The organism is Desulfitibacter alkalitolerans DSM 16504 (genome assembly GCF_000620305.1).
Taxonomy (GTDB): domain Bacteria; phylum Bacillota; class DSM-16504; order Desulfitibacterales; family Desulfitibacteraceae; genus Desulfitibacter; species Desulfitibacter alkalitolerans.
Window position 1 is genome coordinate 939527 of the sequence record NZ_KK211100.1, and the last position, 20140, is coordinate 959666.

Genomic DNA, 20140 nt, shown 5'->3' on the forward strand with positions numbered 1-20140 from the left:
GTAAGTCATTACCTTCTTTTATATTGGCTATAACTAGTGCAGGTCTTTTTTTAGATTGAGATAAATCCGAAAAGGGAAAAGGCACAACCAAAATATCTCCCTTTATAGATCTTTCCATGCCTCTTCCTCCTCGGGTTTAAGCCAATCTTTCGCCAAACTTTTTTCACTTGCTAATGTTATGTCATTTGCTTTTAAATCATTATTTTTTTCCTTTATATTCTATAAAGTCTAATAAAATCTATTAAGTCTGCTACTTCCTTTATTCTTTACATATTATCGGCAGGACCTCGTCTACATTAAAAGTGACCAAAAATAGGTTTTCCTTTGTGGCATCATAAGCATTATTTCTACGGCGAAGCATGAATAGCTGCTCACTATTTTTTTCTTCACGTATCTTGGTTAAGTATAGGCGCTTGCCCATATAACCAGGAGAATTCTCCAAAAAAAGGTAGCATGCTTTAGGATTCTTTGAAACATTATGATAAGACAAGCGATCCCTCATAATAAAGGCAACTGTTTCATCATCGAAAACATGGGGTGTAGCATAAACAGCAGCATCCACCACCCCATTTTCATCAGCAGTGGATAAGATACCAACGCCCTTGGCTTCCTCGAAATATTCTTTTAAAGACATGTTCCCTTTCGCTCCTTATTTAATCTCAAGATTTTAAACTTTTCTTAGTGGATATTTATTTAATACTTTGCAAGATTCTAGAATGGTTATTCTAGGGTCCTATTGCCCAATTGATTGTCTAAATTCAAAAGTGCACTTATATTATCTTTAATCATTTCCAATTTCTTTACTATACTGTTCATTGTGGCTTCTTCTTCAACCTGCTCTTCGATAAACCACTGGAGGAATGTCATGGCTGAATAATTTTTTTCTTCCACTGCAATATCCATGAGCAGGTGGATACGCCTGGTCACAAATTGTTCATGTTCATGGGCAGTTTTAAATACTGCCTGCACTGATTCATATTCATTTTGCGGCTTGTCCATTGCCCTTATCTCTATTCTGCCATCCTTGTCGTTGATAAAGTTAAAAAACTTTAGGGCATGCTGCCTTTCCTCCTCTGCCTGGACCATGAAAAACTTGGCAAAACCGTCAAGGTTTTGGTCAAACAGGTAGCCAGCCATTGCTAAATAAATATTTGCTGAATAGAGTTCAAGCTTGATCTGTTCGTTAAATTCATCTAGTAATCTTACAGATAACATGAAATCACTCCTTCTTGTTTTTTTAGTTTTTTTAGTTTTTTGCAGTTCAAAATGATTCTTTCCTAATCTTAAAGCCATTATTACATTTTAAGTAAAATATGTACAAGGATATTTCTATAAATAGATTACCATATTAAGTAAGGTTTAGATTTAAAGATTCTATGAAGTTTTACTGCAGCCTGGCTGAAAACAAAAGGCAAGTTCAAGATGTTATGCATTTGAACTTGCCTTATAATTTTTACTCCCTTGTGTGCAGGTATGGGTATTCTCCCCTGGGGATATAGGTGGTGTGAAGATATTTTTTGGCAGCCTCGGATAAAGGCTTTCCTAAAAACTCATTATAAATCTGCTGGATTCGGGGGTTTTGGTGGGATTGGCGGATTTTACTGCCCCTGTCAATATTGTACAAGGCATCAGCCCGGTTATGGCGATAATCCAGGGATATGGCCTTGTGGTCCCTTCCACCTAGAATTGGCTGCCCGCCCCCTCCCACACAGCCGCCGGGACAGGCCATTACTTCCATGTAGTCAAATGTCTTTTCGCCCTTTTTGTGCATGTCCAGGGCCTTTTTGGCATTTCCTGTACCATGGGCAATGGCAATGGTAATGGTCTTTTCTCCTAAAGTAACCCTTCCGTACTTTAATCCCCTTTGACCCCTGGCATCATTGTAGTCTGGCACCTTCATCTCTTCTCCGGTAATGAAATAATGGGCAGTACGCACTGCAGCCTCAAGGACTCCTCCTGTGGCTCCAAAGATAACTCCTGCACCGCTGTGCTGATCAAAAGGCTCATCATACTCCATGTCGTCAAGCTGGGCAAAGTTAATGCCCACACTACGTATCATCCTTGCCAGCTCCCGGGTGGTTAATACAAAATCAACATTTTGGTATTCTCCAGTTCCCATTTCTGGTCTTGCTGCTTCATATTTTTTTGCAGTACAGGGCATGATAGCCACATTGATAATTTTATCAGGATTGATCCCATATTTTTGGGCATACCAGGACTTTGATAGGGAGCCAAACATCTCCATGGGTGATTTGCAGGAGGAGAGGTTTGGCAGGAATTCCGGATAGAAGTGCTCTGCAAATTTTACCCAGCCTGGACAGCATGATGAAAGCAGGGGAAGCTTCTCAGGCTCATGCAGGATTCTTTCTACCAGTTCACTGCCCTCTTCAATAATTGTCAGGTCTGCAGTGACATCAGTGGCAAAGACCCTGTGAAAGCCCAGCTGTTTAAGGGCTGCCACCATCTTTCCTCCTACAAAGGTTCCAACAGGCATGCCAAAGTCATCTCCCAGGGTAACCTGAATTGAGGGAGCCGTCTGCACCATTACATGCTTATCTGGAGCAGATAGAGCATCCCATACATCTCCGATGCTTTCCTTCTCGGTCAGGGATGCAGTTGGACAGGCAATGACACACTGGCCGCACATGATACAGCTTACCTCAATTAAGTCCTTTTTAAAGGCAGGGGCAATAACAGTATCCAGGCCGCGGTTGAGGGCTGAATAAACATAGCATTCTTGAATTTTATTGCAGATGGCTTCACATCTTCTGCATTTAATACACTTGTTGTAATCCCTTTGAATGGCTGGATTATTAACATGGAACCCCTGGTCATACATTTCTCCTGTAAAGGGAATATCCCTGACTAAAAGTGTATCGGCAAGGTTTTGCAGTTCACAGTTTAAATTCCGAAGGCATGTGGTGCATTCTCTATGGTGATTTGACAACAGCAGGGATACTGCTGTTTTTCTGGCGCGCCTTACCCTTGGGGTATTTGTTGCAACTTTCAAGCCTTCTCTTACGGGATACACACATGAAGGCTGCAGATTTCTTGCGCCCTCAACCTCCACCACACAGAGCCGGCAGCTGCCAATTTCATTTATGTCTTTTAGGTAGCAGATACTTGGAACATCAATGTGGTGCAGCCGGGCTGCTTCCAGCACAGACATTCCCTTTGGCACCTGATAATCCTTGCCGTCAATATTGATTGTCACAGCCTCGTGCTTTAGCTGTTGTTCTTGCTTTTCTCTGATATTTTCCATGGATTTATCCCTTCTTATCTTTTGTAAATTGCGTCTGTCGGGCACTTGGATATACAGGCCCCGCATTTAATGCAGATATCCTGATGTATATGATAGGGAGGTTTTTTTCTTTCCCCTGTTATGGCACTTACCGGGCAAATTTTTGCACAGATATTGCAGGCAATGCATTTTGTATCGCTTATTACCACCTGCAGGAGGGCATTGCAGACCCCTGCAGGACACCTCTTTTCCTTGATATGTGCCTGGAATTCTTCTCTAAAATATTTAAGGGCACTTAAAACAGGGTTGGGCGCTGTTTGTCCCAGACCGCACAGAGAGGAATCCTTCACATCATGGCAAAGGTCTTCTAGTATCTGCAGGTCCTTTTCATCAGCTTTTCCCTGGGTAATCTTTTCTAGAAGCTCTAATATTCTTTTAGTCCCTATACTGCAGGGAACACATTTGCCGCAGGATTCATCCTGGGCAAATTCAAGGTAAAACCGTGCAATGTCCACCATGCAGTCAGTTTCATCCATGACAATCAGTCCTCCGGAGCCCATCATGGAGCCTATGTCTGTTAAGGACTTGAAGTCAATTTTCGTATCCAGCAGTGCTTCAGGAATGCAGCCCCCAGATGGTCCTCCTGTTTGCACAGCTTTAAAGGCTTTTCCATCTGGTATGCCCATTCCAATTTCATAAATTACAGTTCTCAAGGTGGTTCCCATGGGAACTTCAATAAGGCCAGTGTTGTTAATTTGACCGGCTAGAGCAAAAACCTTTGTTCCCTTGCTGTCCTCTGTTCCCATGCTGGCATACCAATCTGCCCCCTTTTGCAGGATAATTGGAATGTTGGCGTAGGTCTCCACATTATTGTTCAATGTGGGCCTCTCCCAGAGTCCTGATTCTACAGGAAAGGGAGGCCTTGGCCTTGGTTCTCCTCTTAAACCCATGACAGATTGAATCAGTGCAGTTTCCTCTCCACATACAAAGGCCCCTGCACCAAGGCGAATATCCAGGTTAAAGTCAAAGCCTGAATTTAAAATATTTTTGCCAAGAAAACCTGCCCTTTTGGCCTGTGTAATGGCTGTTTCCAGCCGTTCCACGGCAACAGGGTATTCAGCCCGAATATATACATATCCTTGATCGGCACCTATGCAGTAGCCTGCAATAATCATGGCTTCAAGAACACTATGGGGGTCACCTTCTAATATGGAGCGATCCATGAAGGCACCTGGATCCCCCTCGTCTGCATTGCAGAGAACATATTTCTGTCCTTTATAGCCTGCAGTATACTCCCATTTCAAGCCTGTTAAAAATCCACCGCCACCGCGTCCTCGAAGGCCGGAATTTTTTACTTCATTTATAATGGCTTTGGGGTCTCTTTTTTCTGTTAAAATATCTGCCAGGACAGAATATCCATCCAGTGCTATGTATTCATGTATATCCTCGGGATTAATAACCCCACAATTTCTCAGAGCTATACGCATCTGGTGATTGAAAAAATCCAGTTCTTCCAGTGTCCTTTGGACCTTACCATCTTGAGTTGTACAAAGGAATTTGTCATAAATCTCTTTTTTTTGAATATGGGCTTCCAAAAGGTAATCCACGTCATCGGGATCAACCTTGCAGTAGAAGGTTCGGTCAGGGTGAACAACAATAATGGGTCCCAGCTCACAAAATCCAAAGCAGCCTGTTTTAAACAGCTTTATATCATCCTGTAAGTGCCGTTTCTTTATCTCTCTTTCAAGTTTCTTTTGGACCAGTAAGCTTTTTGAGGCAATGCAGCCTGTCCCCGAGCAGACTAACATGTGATACTTGCCAATTTCCTTTTCTGCAGCATTTCCCATGGTGTGTTCCTTGAAACGAATTTTAATACCTTCATAGGTTTTTTTCTTAAGTTCCTGCAGCTTCTCTTTATTTTCTATTTTAATGTTTTTCATATTCACTCCACCCTAATTCCTGAGCCCAGTCTGTCTGGACTCCTTGGTATATTGATATAGAATGCTTGGGATGTCTGCAGGGCTCAGCCTTCCATGAACATTTTCATTGATGGTAATGACAGGTGCCAGGCCGCATGCACCAATACATCTAGTTGCTTTTAAGGTAAACATTTTATCCACAGATGTTTCCCCCACATCTATGGCCAGTTCTTCTTTAATAGCATTTAATATTTCTTGAGCTCCCTTTACATAACATGCAGTCCCCATACAAACCCCAATGACATATTTGCCCCTGGGTTCTTGCGAAAATAAAGAATAAAAGCTGACTACACCATTTATGGTTGATATGGGCAGCTTGAGTTCCTTAGCTATGTAGGATTGTACATCTGCAGGCAGATAACCAAAAATGTTCTGGGCTTCCTGCAGGATACGAATCAACATGCCCGCTTCAACATTGTACCTGGCAATGACCTTGTCTAACTTTTGAAATTTTTGTTTATCATTTTCCCTGATTAATATTTCCATATAAACCCCTTTTTGAAAAAGTCTCCTGGTAATTGTTAATTCAGTTTATTGTTTTCAATCAAAACAATAAATATTCATCTAACCAGGGGGACGGTTCTTCTGGTTGCTCTGGTTGCTCTGGTTAGATGAAAAAACAAGCCCAAAAAAGTTTTAACCTTTCTTGGGCTTGTTTTACAATCCTGGTCATATTAATTTTATTTACCGGGGTACAAGTAAGCCATGATGTCCCGCCTGGAAACAATGCCTGCTAGTTTTCCTTCCTCATTGACAACAGGCAATCTTTTTATTTTATGATCCATCATGAGCGTTGCAGCATGCTCTATGGTATCATCTGGGCGTACCGTGATAATTTTTTTGCTCATGAGTTCACCAGCTTTTTGGGACATGGCCCGTTTTATTTCATCAATAAATTTTTTAGGATTGCCTAAATAGATTAGACCTCCTAACAAAGCCAGGGCAGGCGGTGCCTTGATACGAGATGCACGTCGAATCAGATCACCTTCGGTAACAATGCCCACCAGGTTTCCCTCTGAATTCAAAACAGGTAAACCGCTAAATTTATGCTCCATGAGCAAATTGGCACATATTTCCACAGTATCTTCAGTGCTAACAGTAATTACCTGTGTTGTCATTATATCTTTAACCAACATTTAAAGTCACCTCCTAGGTTTTTTAAATAATAATTCGACATTGAAATCCAGTTACCTTTATGCTGGCTTGCTAATTTACATCAGCAAGTGTTCATTTTAGTATTATGGTATAATGTTAATTAATTATTTAACATGGGAAAGGAACCCTATGAAAAACCAAACTATTTTAATAAGAGGCAAACAGCTAATTATTAATCCCAATCCAATCACAAAAAAGGTTTACCTTGAGCTTAAACCACCAAGCTTAAACAATAACAAGGGAGTAATTGACCGCCTGAAGGAAGCATTGCACAAGGATTTTCCAAATATTACAGTTCCCCTGCCTTTAATGGATGCCATTGTCCGGGCCTGCCATAACAGTAAGTGGCGGGTTACTGTTACTGTTGCTGATACAGCACCCTGCCATAAAATTATTGCTGTAGAAGAAGGTAATCAATTAGACAAGCATTACGGGTTGGCAATTGATATTGGCACAACCACAGTTGTTGTATATCTTGTGGATTTAGCTTCCGGTGATATTTTGGGAGTAGAATCAGATTATAACCAGCAGGTAATCCATGGCGAGGATATCTTGTCCAGAATACATTTTGCCAGTTCTCCAGAAAATCTTGCCCAGCTGACACAGGCCATAGTGTCAACTCTAAATGTTCTAATTAATAGTCTGTGCATGGATGCTGGTATTACTAATAACCACATTTCAGGGGCTGTCATTGGTGGAAATACTACCATGATACACCTGCTTCTTGGTCTTTCCCCAACTCATTTGTGCAGGGAGCCTTATCTGCCAACTGTTAACCAACCTGGTTTCTTGCAAGCCAGAGAGCTTAATATAGCTATTAATCCCTTTGGCATAATTTACTGTATCCCCAGCATAGGAAGTTATGTTGGAGGTGATGCTGTAGCAGGCATCCTTGTAAGCGAAATGCATAAGAGGGATACTATATCAATAATAGTGGACATCGGAACAAATGGAGAAATATTACTAGGAAATAACCAGTGGTTGGTAGCTTGCGCTGGTGCTGCCGGTCCTGCCCTGGAGGGAGGAGTTGTTTCAGCTGGGATCAGAGCTGAAGCAGGCGCAATTGACAGCATACAAATTGGTGGCAGGACAAGGAAGGTTCGTTATACTACAATTGGTAATGAAAAACCCAAGGGTATTTGCGGATCTGGTCTTGTAGACGCTGTGGCTGAACTCTTCATCAATAGGATCATTGATTCTTCTGGACATTTTAAAGATGACAGCAGGGAGTTTACTGTAGTAAAGGCTGAAGATACTGCCCATGGTCAGGATATAATAATTACCCAGATTGATATAAGAAATCTTCTCAGAACCAAGGCGGCAGTAAATGCCTCACTGGAGGTGCTCTTGGAAAGTGTTGGCTGTTCACTAGCAGATATTCAAGATTTTTATGCTGCAGGGGCCTTTGGCAATTACATCAACCCAGAATCAGCCATAATCATTGGCTTGTACCCTGACATGCCAAGAGAAAAAATCCACCTTATTGGTAATAGCTCAGTTGAGGGTGCCAGGGCTGCCCTTCTTGATAAGGAAAAAATCAAGGAGCTAGAAGAAATTGTTAAAAATATAACATATTTTGAAATAGGCACCCATGGGAAATTTATGAGTAAGTTTACTGCCGGCCTGTTTATGCCTCACAGCAATTTAGATTGGTATCCTACTGTAAAACAAAAGCTTAAGGGCAATTAAAAATTAAACCTTTCAAGCTAAATATATTTTTCAATATAAATGTCAATTTTGTCAATTTGTCAATTTGTCAAGCCTGACCCTGGGTTGATTGTTTTATTCGCAGGTGATATTCCTGTAATTTTTTCACCTTGGTTTCAGTTATGTTAGCTTCCAGATAAGCTTCTATCCCCCTGGCAGTAGCAACAGCAGCAGCAATTGTGGTTATATAAGGCACTTTATGCTTGATAGCTGCCTTTCTTATATAAGAATCATCTTTTTTACCGCCTTCACCAATTGGTGTGTTGATAATCAAATTAATTTCTCTATTGGTTATACTATCGATTATGTCAGGCCTGCCTTCTCCCAGCTTATAGATTTCTGCAGATTGGATGCCGTTATCAGCTAAAAACTTCTGGGTTCCTTCTGTTGCCTTTATTGCAAAACCCAGCTCAGCAAATTTGCGTGCAGCAGGCAGTACTGCCTGTTTATCCTCTTCTCTTACAGTGATCAAGACAGTTCCTGAAGTGGGCAAGGGACTCTGGACAGCTTCCTGGGCTTTAAAGAAAGCTATTCCAAAGGAATCGCCCATTCCTAAAACCTCTCCAGTGGATCTCATTTCCGGACCTAAAAGAGGATCTACCTCTGGAAACATATTAAAGGGAAAGACGGCTTCTTTCACACCAAAGTAGGGAATATCCCCTGTCGCCAGCTCATTGATATTATATTTGCTTCCCTTTTCAGTGGTCATAATTATTTCAGTAGCAATGCGGGCCATGGAAATATTGCAAATCTTTGATACTATTGGGACTGTCCTGGATGCCCTTGGGTTTGCTTCCAATACATAAACTTGGTTCCCAGCAATGGCATACTGGATGTTCATCAACCCTATTACCTTTAGCTCTTGAGCTATCAATCTGGTATAGCTGCGGATAGTTTCCAGGTTTTCATCTGAAATACTAATTGGGGGTATAACACAGGCCGAATCCCCTGAATGAACTCCTGCATACTCTATGTGTTCCATGACTGCTGGTACAAAAACATCTATCCCATCAGAAATGGCATCTGATTCGGCTTCAACAGCATTGTCAAGAAATCTATCTATAAGGATAGGTTTCTCAGGGTTAACATCTCTTGCTTCATCTATATAATGCTTGAGCATTTCCTGATCATGAACGATTTCCATGCCCCGCCCTCCTAAAACATATGAGGGCCTGACCATTACTGGATAACCAATCTCATGAGCTATAGCAAGGGCTTCATCCAGGCTGCTGGCAATGCCGGCCTTGGGCATGGGGATTCCCAGTTTATCCATGGCAGCTCTAAAACTATCACGATCCTCTGCAAGGTCGATTGTTTCAAGAGATGTGCCAAGTATCTTGACACCTTCCCTTTCCAGTTCTCCTGCAATATTTAATGGAGTCTGCCCTCCAAACTGGACAATTACCCCCATTGGCCTTTCTTTCCAATAAATACTCAATACATCCTCTACAGTGAGTGGTTCAAAGTATAATTTATCAGATGTGTCATAATCTGTAGATACTGTTTCAGGATTACAGTTAACCATAATGGTTTCATATCCTAAATTTCGTAAAGTAATGGCTGCATGAACACAACAATAGTCAAATTCTATACCCTGGCCAATGCGATTTGGCCCTCCACCTAAAATCATTACCTTGGGATTGCTGCTTGAGATGGTCTTATCCTGGGCATTATATGTTGAATAATAATAAGCTGCATCCTGGACTCCACTTACGGGCACAGGTTCCCATCCTTCTGTTATGCCCAGGGCAATTCGATGCTCCCTAATCTCTTTCTCAGGCAGGTTTAACAGCATGGCTAAATATCTATCGGCGAAACCGTCTTTCTTGGCACGAATCAGCAAATCATCAGGCAAAGACTTGCCCCTATACTGCAGCAGCTCCTCCTCCAATAAAACCAGCTCCTGCATTTGCTCAATAAACCATGCCTTGATGTGGGTAAGTTTATGTAATTCTTCTATGGCAGCTCCCTTGCGCAATGCTTCATACATAATAAACTGGCGTTCACTTGAAGGTCCAACTAGCAATGACAGCAGCTCGGGCAAAGTTTTTTTATTGAAATCTTTAGCAAAGCCCAGACCGTAACGCCCTATTTCCAGGGAACGAATGGCTTTTTGAAATGCTTCCTTATAGTTCTTGCCTATACTCATTACTTCACCAACAGCCTTCATTTGGGTCCCCAGCTTATCTATAGAGCCCTTGAATTTTTCAAAATTCCAGCGGGGAAACTTAACAACAACATAATCCCCTGATGGAGTATACTTGTCCAGGGAACCATCCCGCCAGTAAGGAATCTCATCTAAGGTCAGGCCGGCTGCCAACATGGCAGAGACTAGTGCAATGGGGAAGCCTGTAGCTTTTGAAGCTAGGGCAGAGGATCTTGAAGTCCTGGGGTTTATTTCAATAACCACTACACGCCCTGTTTTTGGGTCATGGGCAAACTGAACATTTGTGCCTCCAATTACTTCAATGGCCTCTACAATGTCATAGGCATATTTTTGTAAACGCTGCTGCAGTTCATTGCTAATGGTCAGCATTGGTGCTGTACAAAAGGAATCACCTGTATGAACACCGATAGCATCTACATTTTCTATAAAGCATACTGTGATCATCTGGTTTTTGGCATCACGAACTACTTCCAGTTCTAATTCTTCCCAGCCCAGTACTGATTCCTCTACAAGGATTTGTCCTACAATACTTGCTGTAATTCCTCTTTTGGCAACCTGCCTCAACTCTTCTATATTATATACAAGGCCACCTCCAGTTCCGCCCATGGTATAAGCAGGGCGAATAACCACAGGAAAGCCAAGCTCCATGGCAATTTCTTCAGCTTCTTCAACACTATAAGCTGGTGCACTTCTTGGCATTTCAATATTGAGCCTTTTCATGGTTTCCTTAAAAGCAATACGGTCTTCTCCTCTTTCAATGGCGTCCAGCTGCACACCCATTACCTTAACACCATATTTATCAAGGACACCTGCCTTGTCCAGTTCAATGGAGAGATTTAGAGCAGATTGGCCTCCCAGGTTTGGAAGCAGTGCATCAGGTCGCTCCTTTTCAATAATCTCAGTTAGTCTTTTTACATTTAGCGGTTCAATATAAGTTGCATCAGCCATAACCGGATCGGTCATGATAGTGGCTGGATTGGAGTTTACCAGGACAATTTCATAGCCTAAATTCCTCAAGGCTTTGCAGGCTTGAGTTCCTGCATAGTCAAATTCAGCAGCCTGTCCTATTATAATAGGCCCCGAGCCAATAATCAAAATTTTATTTATATCAGTACGTTTTGGCATGGTTCAATTCCCCGTTTCCTAGTATTTTAAGTAAATTCTTTATAGTATTAGCCATATTATGGGCAAAATCCTTTTTTACAATTCAACTTATGAATAACAAAAATGCTGATGTATGAGTTATATTGCCCAAATATAAAAATGTATCAAAGATTTGCACTAACAAGATGACTATTGGTAAACTTTGGATAATTTAAAAAGTGCGAATATTTTAAAAAATATTGTTGACAAGTTATGCTTATTTATGTAATAATGATGTTACCAGGTTCCGAGAGGCAAAAAGGAAACCGGACCAAGCCCGGCAGCAGTGTAAGGTTAAGTATCACAATTGTGAGAAAAGCAATGCGGTGTGTAAGGGTAAGGTATAAGCGTATCGAAGCAAGTTTTTTGGAGAAATCCAGGAAAGGAGTTAGGTACGCGGAGTAGAAATACTGTACCTGGCCAGAGAAGAAAGCCGTTTGTATAAGCGGTGGACTGAAAGTGGCATAAAGGGAAGTATTCTACCGGGGAACGGAAGGTCTGTTGGAACTCTGGTTTTTTATTGCGTTTTTTTATTTTTTAAAATACAGCTAATTGCCAGCTTCCTCAACTAGAGCTGCAATATCAAGCATGTTACGGTATTGTTCGTGATAATCCAATCCATAACCCACTGCGTAAACATCCGGAAGTTCAAAGCCAACATAATCAATGGGAACTTCGACTATACGCCTGGCAGGTACATTAAGCAGTGTACAAACCCGTATTCCCGAGGGATTGCGGGTTTTTAGATTTCTTAACAGATAGTTTAAGGTCAGCCCTGTATCAACAATATCTTCTACCAGCAGGACTTCTTTTTCGTTCACTGAAATATCTAGATCCTTTGTAATTCTTACAATACCCTGGGGGCTTGCTTCCCGCCCGTAACTGGAAATGCTTATAAAATCCAGAACAAAGGGAACTGTTAAGCTTCTAGTAAGGTCTACTGTAAAGTAAACTGCTCCTCGCAAAACACAAACAAGCACCATTTTTTTACCATGATAATCATCAGATATCTGCCTTCCCAGGTCATTAACTCTCTGTTTAATTCTCTCCTGTGTTATGATTATGTCTAAGCCATACTTCAATTTTTTCACCCCTAAACAGTATTCTTTTCTTAACCTTTATCCAGACCAAGCTTTTTCAAAAGATTATGGTAATCCCTGCCATAAATTATTTTGAAATTAACGTCTGGATACAATTCTTTTAATCTCCGTATTTTCTTATTCTTTTTCCCCACTAGCTTTTGCCTTTGAGTAGTGAGCTCAACAAAAAGGTTAGAAGCCGGAAGGTAAAAATCCGGCGAAAAAGCTTCTGTAATCTTTCCATCACTATCCCTCTGCAGGGGAAATGTCCGGGGCTCATATTCCCATGGTATTTTATAAAAATCAAGTACCCTGGCAAACTCTTTTTCACTTGGGTGCATAAAATTAACTTTTTCTTTGTTCTCTTGCAGGTTTTTTTGTATTTTTTCTTCACTTTCCATAGATAACAGCTCTTTTTTCCTAAGTTTAAATCCCTGGACAACCAATTTTGCAGCCCTTTGCGGGGATATTTTACCTGTGTTAATTACCAGGTCAAACATCTCCATGTCCATCCAGGAATGCTTGAAAACCTCCTGGGTAAAACGTTTCTTAAGACGATCCTTTTCTTGGATCATGCGCAAAGCTTTTTTTTCATCTAATTGATAAATCTCTTGTACCCATTGTACACGCTGATTTATGGGAGCCTGAATTCGCACATGAAAAGCATCTGGGTGGTCCCTAAATAAAAACTGTCCACCCCGACCTAATAAAATAATGGATTCTTTGGCGGCCAGTTCCATGATCAAATCATGGAGAGCAGTTCTATAAAAGATTCGCTTTTTTTCCTGTACCGGGTCTTTTCTGACATTTTTTTCAAAGGAAAAGGCTTGCGGTGATAAGCCCAGTTTTGATAATCCTTCATTTATAACATTTTGAGTTACTAGAAGAAACCCAAGCTTTTTTGCTGCATCTTTTCCAACAGTTCCTCCACCTGCTCCAAACTGTCTGGAAATTGTTATTACGGACAAGGTACAGCCTCCCTTTCTAAAGAAAACTTGGCTTTCGCCAAGCCTTTTGGCGCCAGCGAAAGCCTTAGTTGCGCCAGTAGTTCAAGCATTTTTTAATGCGTAGAAATACCAGTCCCTTGGGGCACCTATACTATCTGCATTTAAAAGTTATACTTTCTGACTAGTGTAAAAAAGCTTAAATAGACAGTTTCTTTAATTTATGTTTATCAATTCTCCACAATGATTATTATTTCCTTCCATGTGCTGATTTTATATCATATAAAAACCTCCCAGTGAGAAAATGGGAGGTCTAGTATTTTCATGCTCTTGTTCTATACTCTTTTGGCGCCGCAGTGTATACAGAAAAGTGCTGCCTCAGCAAAAGGCTTCCCGCACTGTCCACAGAATTTCAGTTTTGTTTTTACCTTTGTTTCCACAACTGTTGATTTAGCTGCCCCAGCATTTGACTCAGCACTTGCTTCAGCACTTGCTTCAGGCCCAGCTTGAGCTGTCTCTCCAGGGATGCCCTTTAACGCAGCCTCGAAAACCTCATTGAGCTTGTGAACCAGCTGCTCCTTCATGTAAGCCTGGTGATTAACCATGGCACGCCCGTTCCCGGTCATCTCAAGGCTGACAAGGTGGTTGGCCAGGGCCGTGGGTGCCACAAAAAGCCGCCCGGCTGTTTTGAACCTTGCATCATTTCCCTTTGAGCCTTCCTTGACCTTGAGGTCAAAGCCAAAGCACTGCAGCCATGTTCTGTAAAACTCAACACCCATCACCCTGCCTGCCTCACCAAAAACCAGGACGTCATTATCTGGTTTGTCAGTCTGGGCATGGACAAGAAAGCTTTTGTCTGTGAGTATAGAGGCATAAGACGGCTTGAGGTCAATATTGACTTCATGCAGCCCCGGTGTCACCACCATAAATGCCGGCAGAAGCCAGCGTATGTCGCCGCTTCTAATGGCATCACCCATGGTGGAAGTGAATTCAGAAAAAGTTATTGCCGGCGCTTCTGTCAGGGCATAATCAAGCAAATTTCTAAAGGTGGCACGCCTGAAAGCGTCAATGCTGTGCAGGACAAAGAGAAAGGCTTCAAGCTCAACCTTTGGCGGAATATAGTTTGGCGCCGTTTCTTCAGGATCTGTGGCAAAGGCCTGGCACCAGGACAAAATGAAATCCTGGTAACGCTCATAGTATTGAATCATGAAGTTTTCCTGGGTCTCAGTCACAACTGCGGCTGCCGTGGCAAGAGTGTTTTCAGCACTGCCAAGATGAATCCAGAGCTCTTCCAGGGGCATACTGCCTCCGCCGCTTCTCAAAACAGCATAGGCTTCTGGAGCTGCAATTAAAGCTGCGGCCCTTTTAAGTTCCAGACTCTCCATGATTTCTCCATATTGGCTGGAAACGCCTGCTTCTGCAGGGGCATTCAAGCCCTTGAAAAAAGAGCCCTCCTGGATTGTATGCTTCAATTCTCCAATAAGCAGACGGAGAATATCAGTCTTTTTAATTTCAAAGGTCATTGGTAACTTAAAGCTATCCATTTAATGCCCTCCCCTTCCTGTATAATCTGCTGGCTGAATATCAACTTCCAGATGCTCTTCAGTTAACTCCCAGAATTTCCCATTTTGAATGTACTTTGGCTTCCGGCTGCCCGGAAGGCTGAGATAGGGACAATCATATATAGTGCTCCTCAGCACCAGTAACTCATCCTCCGGTGCAATCCACAAGAGCTTACCTGCCTTGATCCACGGTGCAAGGTCAAAATCCCACTCCTGGGGATCCGGCGTCAGCTGTATGCGCTGGCCTGGTGAAAGCATTTCCGGAAATGGCGTGCCAGATTCCCAGTAGTAATTGGCTCCCCAGTCATTGACACGCATCACACTGTCAAGGGGAGGATCTGCAAAATACGTAACGGCATAGGCTGTATGCGTCCCTACCTTGAAACTAGATATCACTGCCTTTACCTGGACATATGCCCCAAGTAAACGGGGTATTACATAGGGTACATCGGGCCCAGGTGCACAGATAAAGGGAAAGACCTCCACTACACCCTGGAGCTTTAAAGCACCATCCAGAGCAAAGTAAGTATTTGATAGTGCTGCTGATGGTCTCATGGGGCGTTCATTATTCCACCAGAGGCCATCCAATCCCTGATCGTCAATTGGGATTGTTAGGGCCTCCCCCGTGAAAGGACAGCGCGAAAGCTTACGCATAGGGACCAAGGCCAAATAATCCTGTGCCAGGGCAGCCATTTCAGCAGATAGTTGCTCAAGCTGTTCTTGACTGTCATGTTCTTCCATGGCTGCCTGGTCATACTGTGCCGACAGCTTAAAGATCCTCTCCAGGAGTTCCTTTCGTTCTACTTGTTTCATCAGGTTCATCTCCTTTTACACCGGTTTGTTAGAGCGGACCACAAGACTGATGAGCAGCTTTTGCTGGTCAGGTGTCAGCTTGGAGCTCTTATTGCTCAAGTGGTTAAGCACAGCATCTATGTCTTTTGCATCAAGGGAACTGTAACCCTTGGTTGGATTGTTTAAAGGATTGAAGGTGACAATGCCTTTTTCGCCTTGAGACGCCTCCTTGATCATTTTGATCTTGGCCTCAAGATTAAATGCCTTATCATCACTGGCCCAGGAGATCAGATCCTCATGCAAAACATTGGACCCCTTTTCCTTCATTACAGATTCTATGAACATCTTTTTAACCTTATCGCTTACTGGTGTCCCGTCAAAGTTGGTAATGTCATAGATATCCACGTCACCGGTAATATATTTGCCTGTTTTGACATCCACTACAAGGCCATTCTTGACCACATACTTGCCCTGCATTTCATAATCAATCATCTGATTGGAAAGCTTTGAGTATTCCTCTGTTCGTTTTGTAAATTGCTTCTTAAGCTCACTAATCTCATCAGCAGACATACCCTTGAGCTGGCTTTCTGGAGGCCATTTCGGCTTATAATATCCCACCAGGCCTTCGCTGTTTTTGGGTCCACTTAGAAGCTCATCATACTTGTTGAGGGTTTTGGCCTTCATATCCACTTTCTTGGCAATAGCCTTGCCCTCGTCAATGTATTTTGCAGCATTTTCTGTAACAGGCCTTGTATGAACCTGAAGGCCAAAATCATCCGCCTTGTTCTGAATAATTTTTTGGGAATTATTAGTAATACCTTTCATATTTGGCGCATCAGCACTGGTCACAAAATTCTTGCCTGTGGAAACCGGCAGCTTGGGTGCAATGCCTTTTGGCGGATTAACAAGGTTTTTACCCGTGGCCAGTGTGGATTTTACAGCAGTGCCTGCTGCTGTTCCAGCACCTGTGACTCCCAGCTTGCTTCCAATGGCAGCAGCTGCCTTGCCTGCAGATGCCAGAGACGTTCCCAGCTTTATGGTACCTATGCCCACCTGGGTTATTCTGTCAATCAGCTTTCTGTTGGGATCCAGGGAGTTTTCAAAATTCTGGATGCCCACATTGTCCTTGACCCACTCCCAGGCTTTCTTGGGATCGGTGATGGTGGTTTTGACGCTTCTGACAATTCCGGCGGAAATCTGCGCACCTGTCAGCAGTGACCCTTTCAGTGTATTGGTTATAATCTCTGGATTGTTGTAAATGTCCTTGCCAATCTGAGCAAGCTCATTAATTGCCTGATTTATCATTTTATCCTTCATCTTCTGAAGCTCGCCAAGCTCATTGACCAGACGTTTCGGATCTGCTATCAGCTTCGCGGCGTTTACGCCGCCTTCTGCCATCTTGCCGCCCACATATACCCCAGCAGTATAGATGTCTTTACCAGTCTCAACAAGCTCGTCTCCAATGTTTCTCACAGTGTCGCCAATGATTCTGCCGTATCCAGAAAGCTTGTGGGCCATTTCCATATCGGCTTCCTTCCAGCGCTGCTCCCGTTCCAGCTGCTCCCTGCGCCGTGCATCAATCTCCTTCTGGATGGCGGCAATGTCCGCCTCGCCAGCCCTGGCAATCTGGTCAAGCTTCTGCTGCATGGCAGTTTTTCCCGTTGCCTCCAGTTCAAGATTCCTGGCCTTATACCCTTCATAGTCCTTGACCTGCTGGGGGAAATCCCTGGCATGCTTTTCAAGGTCAAAGGGGTTTCCTGTTTCTGAATTAACCCAGCCGCCTGTGGCGGGATCCTTGACAATCAATGTCTGGGCACCGCCCACTGACGTGGTAACCACCATGCTTTCAGGTTCAACAGGCACAGTGGCTGCCGGCGCTTCCGGAATTTGTGTTTGCTTCGTGGAGGTTTGTGCTGCTGATTCATCCGGCACATCTGGTTTGCCAAAGGATAGATCTTCATCTGGGGTATCAGATGATGTTTCATAAGCATCATAGCCTGTATCACCATCCGTTGAACCATAGTCTGTTTCGCCACTGCTGTAACCCGATGATGCTTCATTATCGCCTACAGAATATGGGTCATCATCAGGCTCATCTGAATTGGCCAGGGCCTCTGCCAGGATTGCCCATGGGCTGCGTTCACCTGTTTTCACCTGGGATTTTGAAGGCAGTGCCTTTGGTCTTAGCGCATTGGTCAGTACACTGACCACCACACCCACAAGGGGCGGAAACAGGATCCCGGCAGCAGCTTCATAGGGACTATCTGGACCAGGGATGTTTCCAACGCCACCCGCCTTAGACAGTGCTGCCATGACAAATGGCGGCAGATCTGTCTTAACACGGTTGCCGCGCAGCGACAGGGAATAGGTGTTTTCATCTGCCCCCTTATCCTTGCTTGCAGCTCTGGAATAGTAGCCTGTGCCTGTCATGTTAATGTCAATACGCCCTGCAGGCTGTTTTGAAAGGGTCAGGGCAGCTGCAGCGGCAATTTCTGCCCTGTATGGCAGGCCTGTCAGGTCCGCTCTAAAATCAAAACGTGCTGTCACCTGCTGCTCACTTCGCTCTATTACTTCACAGTTTTGAGAAAAGGTCATGCCTTCATAAATACCTATCAGTTCTATAAAAGCTCCCTTATCCAGAACCGTCAGTTCATAATCCTCCAGGTAAAAGTTTCGCTCTTTACCTGCTACAGGTCCCATGAGGGTACTGGTTTTGTGCATATCCAGCCAGATTTTATATGTCCCGGTAAAATTGGTCATTGGCGCCACGGGTGCTGAGAGACCAACGTAAAATACCGGTTCACCAGTTTCATCATAAGCAAGGGCTTCTGGTGACGACATCTGGATATAATAAACACCAGCCGGCAGTATCATCCTGGGTTCCGCTGTCCAGAGGGCATTAGCTACCGTTCCCATACTGGCACCCTGGGCTTTAAATTCTGCAATGGCTGTCCCGCTGACATCAAGGAGCATGATGGAGCCTGGCTGCGCACCCATACCATCATTCCACATACTTAGAAGAATGGTATCCAGCGACATTTCACTTTCAAGCTCGAACATGGGTGCATAACGCTGGGAAGGTTCTAAGGACCAGTCCCCGTCAAAGGAATTTTCTCCTTCCCCAGTGACAAACTGCTGCCAGAGCTCCCATAGGGATTCATCACCCTCTGAAATATAGACCTCTTCCTCTTGTGGCTGTGGTCTTGGAGACTCCTCTGGTGCGGCAAGTTGGTTTAGCTCATCCAAATATTTTTCATAGGCACTAGCATTGTAGCCCTTGACCAGGTATGCATCCACAGGTGGTGAACCGCCCTCTAGATAGAGGGTATAGGTTCCCTTTGGCAGGGTGGCACCCCATTCAGGGACAAAGGTATACAGCAGGTTGCTTTCAACTCTAAGTACGACTTCAGAGGAAATTTCCTCTTTTAACCCTCCCATATAAGAAGGAACAGCATTAAAACCATGAAAGACATTGCCCTTGCTGTCTACAATGATTAACTCTATTACACCAGGATCCTGACCTGCATAAGGTACATAAATGCCAGAAAGAACAGTCTTTTCTGAGAGACTGAAACTCATTTCACTTGCAGGCACTGTCTTTTCATAGGTTCCCGTATAACCAATCACCAGATTTGACTTTCCATCATAATTAAGCCTGTCAGCATACCAGCTGCCCTTTTTTGCCACGACCTTTTCATAGGGCTTTTCAGGTTCTGCCATGCGGCCGCTGTTTGCAGAAACCCCAGATGCAAAGCTGAACATGTGCATAAATAGCATTAAAAGAAGCACTCCACGCGCCAGATGTTTTTTCATAGAGGAAACCCTCCCCCCGACATTAAAGAACCGATAAAAATCACGGCCCCCTCGACCCATACAGGTACCCTTGAAACATACTGGAATCCAACAATCCAGATCATGGAAAACAAGAATGCAACAAAAGAAGTGGTCAATGTGTTGCGTATTTCCTGCTTGCCCTTTAACTTTCCAAGCTCAATGGAAGCTGCTATGCCCACCGCCATCATTCCAGCTGAGATCAGTCCTGATGTAACAGTCCAGTTCATAATAAACACAGCAGTTGCCAGCATCAATGCAAAGGGTACAAGAAACAGCATCCCAACATCCGCTGCATACCGGACCAGGCGCCTGGCCTGATATTTATCCTTTGCTCGATTTACCATACCAAGAAACCCATACATAAATCTCTTAAACAGCCAGCTGAACAAAAGCCCTATTATCATACCAATTATAAGGTTATACGGATTTAGCTTATCAACTGGATTGGCAAAGGCGCTGGCACCCAGCAGCATGAAGGAAAACCTCCGTATCCAGTTTCTCAGGGCTTTTTTCTCGTCATAAATATCACCCACAGCC

General features: G+C 43.4%; 14 protein-coding genes and 1 pseudogene. 1 reads left to right on the forward strand and 14 read right to left on the reverse strand.

What is annotated here, in order from left to right; all coding sequences use genetic code 11:
• Position 1: 1 nt before the first annotated feature.
• The 7 genes and pseudogenes from K364_RS27910 to K364_RS0110350 form a co-directional block, all read right to left on the reverse strand.
• A pseudogene (locus K364_RS27910) lies at positions 2-118 on the reverse strand (type II toxin-antitoxin system PemK/MazF family toxin); the annotation flags it as partial.
• Between the two features lie 141 nt (positions 119-259).
• Entirely contained in the window at positions 260-634 is a 375-nt protein-coding gene (locus tag K364_RS0110325) for a pyridoxamine 5'-phosphate oxidase family protein (protein ID WP_028307963.1), read from the reverse strand.
• A gap of 86 nt (positions 635-720) precedes the next feature.
• The gene (locus K364_RS0110330; RefSeq protein ID WP_028307964.1) at positions 721-1215 is read right to left on the reverse strand and encodes a ferritin; all 495 of its coding nucleotides are present in this window, start codon (positions 1213-1215) and stop codon (positions 721-723) included.
• A 238-nt stretch (positions 1216-1453) separates the two neighbouring features.
• Positions 1454-3262: an NADH-dependent [FeFe] hydrogenase, group A6 gene (locus tag K364_RS0110335; RefSeq protein ID WP_028307965.1), complete on the reverse strand. Its 1809-nt coding sequence runs from the start codon at positions 3260-3262 to the stop codon at positions 1454-1456.
• A gap of 14 nt (positions 3263-3276) precedes the next feature.
• Complete coding sequence (locus tag K364_RS0110340) at positions 3277-5088, reverse strand: NADH-ubiquinone oxidoreductase-F iron-sulfur binding region domain-containing protein (protein WP_035268984.1); 1812 nt, start codon at positions 5086-5088, stop codon at positions 3277-3279.
• 105 nt (positions 5089-5193) lie between these two features.
• Positions 5194-5706 (reverse strand): NADH-quinone oxidoreductase subunit NuoE family protein, encoded by a 513-nt coding sequence (locus tag K364_RS0110345; protein ID WP_028307967.1) that lies wholly within the window; start codon positions 5704-5706, stop codon positions 5194-5196.
• 194 nt (positions 5707-5900) lie between these two features.
• Positions 5901-6356 carry a CBS domain-containing protein gene (locus K364_RS0110350; protein ID WP_028307968.1) on the reverse strand — a complete coding sequence of 152 codons (456 nt, stop codon included), beginning with the start codon at positions 6354-6356 and terminating at the stop codon, positions 5901-5903.
• Between the two features lie 148 nt (positions 6357-6504).
• Between K364_RS0110350 and K364_RS0110355 the strand changes: the two genes are divergently transcribed.
• Positions 6505-8064 carry an ASKHA domain-containing protein gene (locus K364_RS0110355; RefSeq protein WP_028307969.1) on the forward strand — a complete coding sequence of 520 codons (1560 nt, stop codon included), beginning with the start codon at positions 6505-6507 and terminating at the stop codon, positions 8062-8064.
• A 67-nt stretch (positions 8065-8131) separates the two neighbouring features.
• On the opposite strand, the gene carB is transcribed toward K364_RS0110355, so the two are convergent.
• From carB to K364_RS0110390, 7 genes are all read right to left on the reverse strand, one after another.
• A complete protein-coding gene (carB, locus tag K364_RS0110360) occupies positions 8132-11374 on the reverse strand; it encodes a carbamoyl-phosphate synthase large subunit (RefSeq protein WP_028307970.1) in 3243 nt (1080 codons plus the stop codon).
• Positions 11375-11940: 566 nt separating this feature from the next.
• Positions 11941-12474, reverse strand: a complete 534-nt coding sequence (gene hpt / locus K364_RS0110365) for a hypoxanthine phosphoribosyltransferase (RefSeq protein ID WP_028307971.1) — start codon at positions 12472-12474, stop codon at positions 11941-11943.
• 29 nt (positions 12475-12503) lie between these two features.
• On the reverse strand, positions 12504-13439 hold the full coding sequence (locus K364_RS0110370; protein WP_028307972.1) for a cytidylate kinase family protein: 936 nt from the start codon (positions 13437-13439) through the stop codon (positions 12504-12506).
• 311 nt (positions 13440-13750) lie between these two features.
• Entirely contained in the window at positions 13751-14959 is a 1209-nt protein-coding gene (locus tag K364_RS0110375; protein ID WP_028307973.1) for a zinc ribbon domain-containing protein, read from the reverse strand.
• Positions 14960-15790, reverse strand: coding sequence for a hypothetical protein (locus K364_RS0110380; protein ID WP_028307974.1), 831 nt, complete (start codon positions 15788-15790; stop codon positions 14960-14962).
• Between the two features lie 15 nt (positions 15791-15805).
• Entirely contained in the window at positions 15806-19582 is a 3777-nt protein-coding gene (locus K364_RS0110385) for a hypothetical protein (RefSeq protein ID WP_028307975.1), read from the reverse strand.
• Entirely contained in the window at positions 19579-20136 is a 558-nt protein-coding gene (locus K364_RS0110390; protein ID WP_028307976.1) for a hypothetical protein, read from the reverse strand. Before K364_RS0110390 ends, K364_RS0110385 begins: the two co-directional genes overlap by 4 nt.
• Positions 20137-20140 lie beyond the last annotated feature (4 nt).

Excerpts from the sequence above, each read along its gene's own strand:
- K364_RS0110380 (WP_028307974.1), bottom strand. The coding sequence starts at position 15,790 with ATGAAACAAGTAGAACGAAAGGAACTCCTGGAGAGGATCTTTAAGCTG.
- K364_RS0110350 (WP_028307968.1), bottom strand. The coding sequence starts at position 6,356 with ATGTTGGTTAAAGATATAATGACAACACAGGTAATTACTGTTAGCACT.
- K364_RS0110325 (WP_028307963.1), bottom strand. The coding sequence starts at position 634 with ATGTCTTTAAAAGAATATTTCGAGGAAGCCAAGGGCGTTGGTATCTTA.
- K364_RS0110340 (WP_035268984.1), bottom strand. The coding sequence starts at position 5,088 with ATGGGAAATGCTGCAGAAAAGGAAATTGGCAAGTATCACATGTTAGTC.
- K364_RS0110330 (WP_028307964.1), bottom strand. The coding sequence starts at position 1,215 with ATGTTATCTGTAAGATTACTAGATGAATTTAACGAACAGATCAAGCTT.
- K364_RS0110355 (WP_028307969.1), top strand. The coding sequence starts at position 6,505 with ATGAAAAACCAAACTATTTTAATAAGAGGCAAACAGCTAATTATTAAT.
- carB (WP_028307970.1), bottom strand. The coding sequence starts at position 11,374 with ATGCCAAAACGTACTGATATAAATAAAATTTTGATTATTGGCTCGGGG.
- K364_RS0110335 (WP_028307965.1), bottom strand. The coding sequence starts at position 3,262 with ATGGAAAATATCAGAGAAAAGCAAGAACAACAGCTAAAGCACGAGGCT.
- K364_RS0110375 (WP_028307973.1), bottom strand. The coding sequence starts at position 14,959 with ATGGATAGCTTTAAGTTACCAATGACCTTTGAAATTAAAAAGACTGAT.
- K364_RS0110385 (WP_028307975.1), bottom strand. The coding sequence starts at position 19,582 with ATGAAAAAACATCTGGCGCGTGGAGTGCTTCTTTTAATGCTATTTATG.
- K364_RS0110345 (WP_028307967.1), bottom strand. The coding sequence starts at position 5,706 with ATGGAAATATTAATCAGGGAAAATGATAAACAAAAATTTCAAAAGTTA.